General features: G+C 50.6%; 6 protein-coding genes. 4 read left to right on the forward strand and 2 right to left on the reverse strand.

The genetic code is table 11. The features are described from left to right. The 4 genes from ABYT30_RS14465 to pyk form a co-directional block, all read left to right on the forward strand. The coding region (locus ABYT30_RS14465; protein WP_373097232.1) for a Rieske 2Fe-2S domain-containing protein at positions 1–1,043 on the forward strand (1,043 nt) is incomplete at its 5' end. 41 nt (positions 1,044–1,084) lie between these two features. Further along, entirely contained in the window at positions 1,085–1,990 is a 906-nt protein-coding gene (locus ABYT30_RS14470; protein WP_373080655.1) for a VOC family protein, read from the forward strand. Positions 1,991–2,062: 72 nt separating this feature from the next. Beyond that, positions 2,063–3,247 (forward strand): flavin-dependent monooxygenase, encoded by a 1,185-nt coding sequence (locus ABYT30_RS14475; RefSeq protein WP_373080654.1) that lies wholly within the window; start codon positions 2,063–2,065, stop codon positions 3,245–3,247. A gap of 168 nt (positions 3,248–3,415) precedes the next feature. Then, the gene (pyk, locus tag ABYT30_RS14480; protein ID WP_373080653.1) at positions 3,416–4,837 is read left to right on the forward strand and encodes a pyruvate kinase; all 1,422 of its coding nucleotides are present in this window, start codon (positions 3,416–3,418) and stop codon (positions 4,835–4,837) included. Between the two features lie 45 nt (positions 4,838–4,882). Here the strand turns inward: pyk and ABYT30_RS14485 are convergent, their stop codons facing one another. Both ABYT30_RS14485 and ABYT30_RS14490 read right to left on the reverse strand, forming a co-directional pair. Further along, a complete protein-coding gene (locus ABYT30_RS14485) occupies positions 4,883–5,350 on the reverse strand; it encodes a globin domain-containing protein (RefSeq protein WP_373097235.1) in 468 nt (155 codons plus the stop codon). A gap of 223 nt (positions 5,351–5,573) precedes the next feature. After that, positions 5,574–5,763, reverse strand: a 190-nt coding sequence (locus ABYT30_RS14490) for an SDR family oxidoreductase (RefSeq protein WP_373097238.1), incomplete at its 5' end; no start/stop codon positions are given.

Consider the following 5,763-nt stretch of genomic DNA (forward strand, 5'->3'; position numbering starts at 1 on the left):
CGCGTCAGCCGCATATAATTGAAGCGGCGGAATTACCTGATCGCTATGCGCGGGGTTGGTATTGCCTCGGTCTGGCGAGTGAATATACCAGCACGCCAGTGAAACTCAATTATTTTGGCACCCGCTTAGTTGGTTATCGCGGCGAAGACGGCCAAATGAATGTGCTTGATGGTTACTGCCCACATATGGGCGCTGATTTAAGTGAAGGCTGTGTTGAAGGCAACTCGCTTCGCTGCCCATTCCACGCTTGGCGCTGGGGCGCTGACGGTGTGTGTGACGATATTCCCTATGCCAAGCGCATACCGCCTAAAGCGGTGATTCGTTCTTATCCTACCCTAGAAGAAAATCATCTACTGTTCGTATGGTTTGATCCAGAGGGTAATCCGCCAATCGAAGAGCAGCGGCCACCCCGCATCGATGACGTGTTCAGTGATGAGTGGACAATATGGCAGATGGACTTGATGACCATCAATACCAACTCCCGTGAGCTGGTTGATAATATGGCCGACGTGGCACACTTTGGCCCGATACATGGCGCGCCAATTAAAGAATTTAAAAATATTGTCCACAAACACACTTATTGTCAGCAGTTGGTTGGCGGTTCGGAGTTGTTATCTAAAGATGGTGAATTAAGGTCAGAGGCGACTTATTTTGGTCCCGCCTATATGAATACCTATATGACTGGGCAGGTAGAGGGTGTGGAGATTGCCTCGCGTTTATTGGTGACCCATGTGCCGATCGACCTCAATAGCTTTGATTTACGCTTTGGTGTTGCCGTAAAGAAAATTGCCGGTATGACTGATGAGCAAAACAATGAAATGGCTCGCCAATATACTGAGCAAAACCGCATGGCGTTTTTCCAAGACGTTCATGTATGGCACACCAAAACACGGGTAGATAATCCTGTGTTGTGCGATGGTGACGGTCCAATTAATCGTCTGCGTCAGTGGTATCAGCAGTTTTACGTTGACGTCGCAGATGTCCCAGCGGTTTTTTCCGAGCGCCGTGAATACGTTGTAGATTATAGTTTGCGTGATAAGTGATTTCTAAGGCTGGCCAGCTGGTGATAATAAAGGAATAAAAAATGGATGTTCGCAGTTTAGGTTATGTTGTTATTGAGTCGACTAATCCTGCTGATTGGCAGGATTACGGCACGAATATACTGGGCTTGATGAACGTGCCGAGTGACGATGGTAGCGTCTACCTTAAAATGGATCAGCGGCCTTTTCGCTTTGCAATAGTGAAAGCGGAGCAGAACCGCCTTCGTTATTGTGGTTGGGAATTGGCCGGCGAAGCCGGCTTTAAGCAAGCGAAAGATGAGCTGCAGGCGGCGGGTATTGAATTTACAGAAGGGTCTGCTGCCGATGCCAAGTCGCGTCGAGTGCGTGGTTTAATTCGCTTGCAAGACCCCTCTGGTAATGAGCTTGAGCTGTATTGGGGCGGTGAGCTGGATTACGGCAAGTTTATTTCGCCGCTGGGGATCTCTGGTTTTGAAACTGGATTTAACGGCGATATGGGCTTTGGTCACGCTGTTCTGCCCGCGTCAAAACTGGCCGAGACTCACGCTTTTTACACCGACGTTCTAGGCTTTGGCGACAGCGATTACATGCATTTCCATTTTTCTCCTGAGCCCAATGATCCGGGGCAGGGCTTGAATTTTATGCACGTTAATAATCCACGTCACCATAGCTTGGCATTGTATGAAGAGCCGGCAAATCCCGTTGGCTGTGTGCACTTGATGGTAGAAGTCACCGAGGTTGACGAGGTCGGTTATTGTCTGGATCGCGTACAAGCGGCGGGAATCCCGATTATTTCCAGCTTAGGTCGGCACACCAATGACAATATGCTGTCTTTTTACATGGCCACGCCAAGCGGCTTTGCTATGGAATTCGGCACAGATGGCCTGCAAATGAACTGGGAGGGTTTTACCCCGACCGTCACGAGCTTGCCGAGTTTGTGGGGTCACAAATTTAATATGCCAGACGCCTGAGTCCATTGTTATTAAGGCGTAGCAAATTCAGCACCTCGTGGTGCAATTGAAGTTAATGATAGGAGAAACAGTATGAGCGAAGCGCAAGTTAAAGATGGTGCCAAGAGCTCAGTCGTTGCCGAAATGATGGCTGCAATAACTGCTATGCAGCCGCGCTTGCGCGAGCGTGCGGCGGAAACCAAAACTCTGCGAAAAGTACCGCAGGTCTCAATTGACGAATTACAAGATATTGGTTTTTTTCTCGCCTTACAGCCAAAACGCTATGGCGGCTTGGAACTGAGTCCTCAAGATTTTTTCCGTATGCAAATTGCCTTGGCTGAGGGCTGTATGTCTACTGCCTGGGCCAGCGGTATTGTTGCTGTTCACGCATTTCAGATCGCGGTAATGGACGATCGTGCGCAGCAGGCGGTTTGGGGCGACAGTATTCATACTCGCGTATCGTCTTCTTATGCGCCAATGGGTAAGGTTACCGTTGTCGATGGCGGCTTTAAACTTAGCGGTCGCTGGGGCTGGTCTAGCGGCAGCGACCACTGCACGTGGGCGTTATTGGGGGCGATCGTGCCCGGTGACGGCTACCGCACTTTCCTTGTGCCTAAGGGCGATTACCAAATTATTGATACTTGGCAGTCGATGGGCTTAGAGGGCACGGGCAGTAATGATGTTGAAGTAAAAGACGCCTTTGTCCCGGACTATATGACCCACAAGCAAAGTGATGGCTTCGCTTGTACTAATCCTGGCCAGGCTGTTAATACTGCGCCGCTTTACCAATTGCCCTGGGCACAGACCTTTATTCGCGTGGTATGTACCCCTGCGATTGGTGCCTGTAAGGCCGCGGTTGAGCTGTATAAGCACGCGGTACTTAATAAGGCCAGTGGCGACCCGACTAAGTTAGCGGGTGACACCCAGGTGCAGGAGAGAATTGCTGCGGCATTAAACGGCATTGACGAGATGGAAGCGCTGTTGTTCCGCAATTTTGATGCAATGATGGCCTTGGTGGAAGCAGGGCAGCCAGTGCCAGTGGAAGACCGGGTGCGCTACCGCTATCACGCCTCTTTGGTTATTAGTAAAAGTATTGGGATTGTTGACTCTTTGTTTGAAGTGGCTGGTGGCCAGTCGGTGTTTTTGGGAAGTGAAATTCAGCAGCGCTTCTTGGATATTCACACCGCAAGAGCCCATGTTGCGAACAATCCGACCAGTTTCGCCCGAAATTTAGGGGGCGTTGGTCTAGGCATGGAAAACGGTGATTTCTTCGTTTAATACGAACGGTCGTCGATTTTAGGCCCGGCTATGCCGGGTTTTTTTATGCCTTAAAGACGTGTAACTGCTATATCGATAAAAACTCCTAAGGTGATGTGTCGCTGTGCTGCTGTCAGGGGTGTAACATAGCGCATTAATTTACTATTTATTTAAAGGATAGCGGTATTCATGCGTCGTACTAAAATTGTGGCCACGGTCGGACCCGCTTGTGATTCTCGTGAAATACTTGCCGAGATGATTGGCGCCGGGGTAAATGTATTTCGGTTGAATTTTTCCCACGGTAACGCTGAAGAGCATAGCGCGCGGGCGGTACTCATTCGCGAACTGGCGGCTGAGGCCAAATGTTTTGTGGCTATATTAGGTGACCTGCAAGGCCCTAAGATTCGCTTGCGTAAATTGGCGCAGGACCCCGTGGAGCTGAAAAAAGGCACGGAGCTGATACTGGACACCGAGCTGGTGGACGGCGAGGGCAGTGAGTTTCACTTAGGGGTCGATTATGAGCCCTTGGCGCGCTCTGTGGCGGCTGGCGATACGCTCCTGCTGGATGACGGCCGCCTGCGTCTACTTGTCGATCGGGTCGTTGGCGAAAAGGTGTATTGTCGATCCGAAAGTATTGGCAAGCTGCATTCCCGAAAAGGGATTAACCGCTTGGGTGGTGGTTTGTCGGCGCCGGCGCTGACGGATAAAGACATGGAAGATATTAAGCTTGCCGCCAATATTGGCTTGGATTTTATCGCGGTGTCTTTCCCCAGCAGCGCTGCGGACATTATCGATGCCCGCAAAAAACTCGAGGCGGCTGGTTGCTTTGCCCATATTATCGGCAAGATTGAGCGCGCTGAAGCTGTGGCCAATGATGAGCATCTTGATGATTTGATTCGCGCCTGCGACGGGGTGATGGTGGCCAGGGGTGATTTGGGTGTGGAAATAGGTGATGCCAGTTTAATTGGCTTACAAAAGCACATTATTAAACGCGCTCGTGTACTTAATCGCCCGGTGATTACCGCGACACAGATGATGGAGTCGATGATTAACTGCCCAGTGCCAACCCGTGCTGAAGTGTTTGATGTGGCTAACGCGGTCCTTGACGGTACCGATGCGGTAATGCTGTCTGCGGAAACGGCCTCAGGTATGTATCCGGTAGAGACCGTTAAAGCAATGGCGCGTAATTGCGAGGGTGCAGAGCTGTATCCCTCAGCACGGAAGTCCAGCTACCGAATCGAGCGTACTTTTGAATCAGTGGAAGAAACGCTGGCGATGAGTGCGGTCTATGCGGCAAACCACCAGGTCGGTGTAAAAGCGATTGTGTCGATGACTGAAACCGGGCGCACGGTTTTGCTGATGTCGCGCTTAACGTCGGGAATTCCGATATTTGCCTTCAGCAGAAACCCCGCAACCTGTAATCGGGTAAGCCTATATCGTGGTGTATATGCGGTTGCGAGTCCGATTGAAGGAATTGAGATCAGCGCTTGCGTCGAGAAAATTCAGGCCCGGGGCTATGTCGAAAGTGGTGATTTAATTCTGGGGACGACGGGTGACGAAGTCGGCGTCGATGGCCACACCAACACCTTGAAAATTGTGAGAGTGAGCTAGGCAGTTCGCCACAATATTAAGCGCGTTTTTCCTCGGTGGCTATGCTTAATGCGTAACCGCCAGCGCCATAGGTATCTCTTTACCCCAGGGGCAGTGATCCAATTTGTTTTGTGAAGTGGAATCTCGGATAGTTTCAATCAACATGCTGCTTAATGCTGCCCAGGCGGCTGCGTCATCGCCGGTGAATTCATCGCCCAAGGCCATTTCCAAGGTTTCAAGCAGGGCTTGGCTAATGTGGGCAAAGTGCTGCTCGTTCAGACCTCGCTCGATATAGCGTCGGCCTAGACTGGTGGCTACGACGCGTAAACCGTCGAGGTTGTTTAGCGAGTGAACCGCAGTGCCGAGCAGGGCGATAAGTTTTCGCCCCTTGTAGTCTGCCTGGCTATTAAAGTGCGGTTTTAAGTCCGGCGCTAATTGAAATAAGCGAAGATAAAAACAACGTGAAAATGGTCTGCTAATAGCCGCTACCGTTTGAAAACTACGCTGAATACAGCTGATTTGATTTGGGGTCATGGCCTAGCGCCTCGCGGTCGCATATTGATGCCAGAAAGTTACACCAGAAGAGCGAAATGCAGTTTTATTTCACTCTTGGTTTTAATCTAATGGATTTGACGCGGAATAATTATTAGAGCTAACCGAGGGCGGTATAGCTACTTACCGCAATAATTTGTGTAAGTAGCGGCAGTGCCATTATGGACGAGGGTCGCCAAGGATAGAGCAATGGCGGGGGGCTTAATTATTCGGTATTTGCGGCTGATAAAAAAGCGGGTTTTTCGCCGCCACCATGGACAGTGAGGGTTGAGCCACTAATATAGCTGGCTAAATCACTGGCAAGGAATACACAGGCGTCGCCAATATCTTGCGGTAGCGCTAAGCGACCAAGAGGGATGGTGTTTGCTACTGCGCTAATGCCGGCTTCGTCACCG

The organism is Zhongshania sp., from assembly GCF_041623545.1.
GTDB lineage: Bacteria > Pseudomonadota > Gammaproteobacteria > Pseudomonadales > Spongiibacteraceae > Spongiibacter.

Excerpts from the sequence above, each read along its gene's own strand:
- ABYT30_RS14470 (WP_373080655.1), top strand. The coding sequence starts at position 1,085 with ATGGATGTTCGCAGTTTAGGTTATGTTGTTATTGAGTCGACTAATCCT.
- ABYT30_RS14475 (WP_373080654.1), top strand. The coding sequence starts at position 2,063 with ATGAGCGAAGCGCAAGTTAAAGATGGTGCCAAGAGCTCAGTCGTTGCC.
- pyk (WP_373080653.1), top strand. The coding sequence starts at position 3,416 with ATGCGTCGTACTAAAATTGTGGCCACGGTCGGACCCGCTTGTGATTCT.
- ABYT30_RS14485 (WP_373097235.1), bottom strand. The coding sequence starts at position 5,350 with ATGACCCCAAATCAAATCAGCTGTATTCAGCGTAGTTTTCAAACGGTA.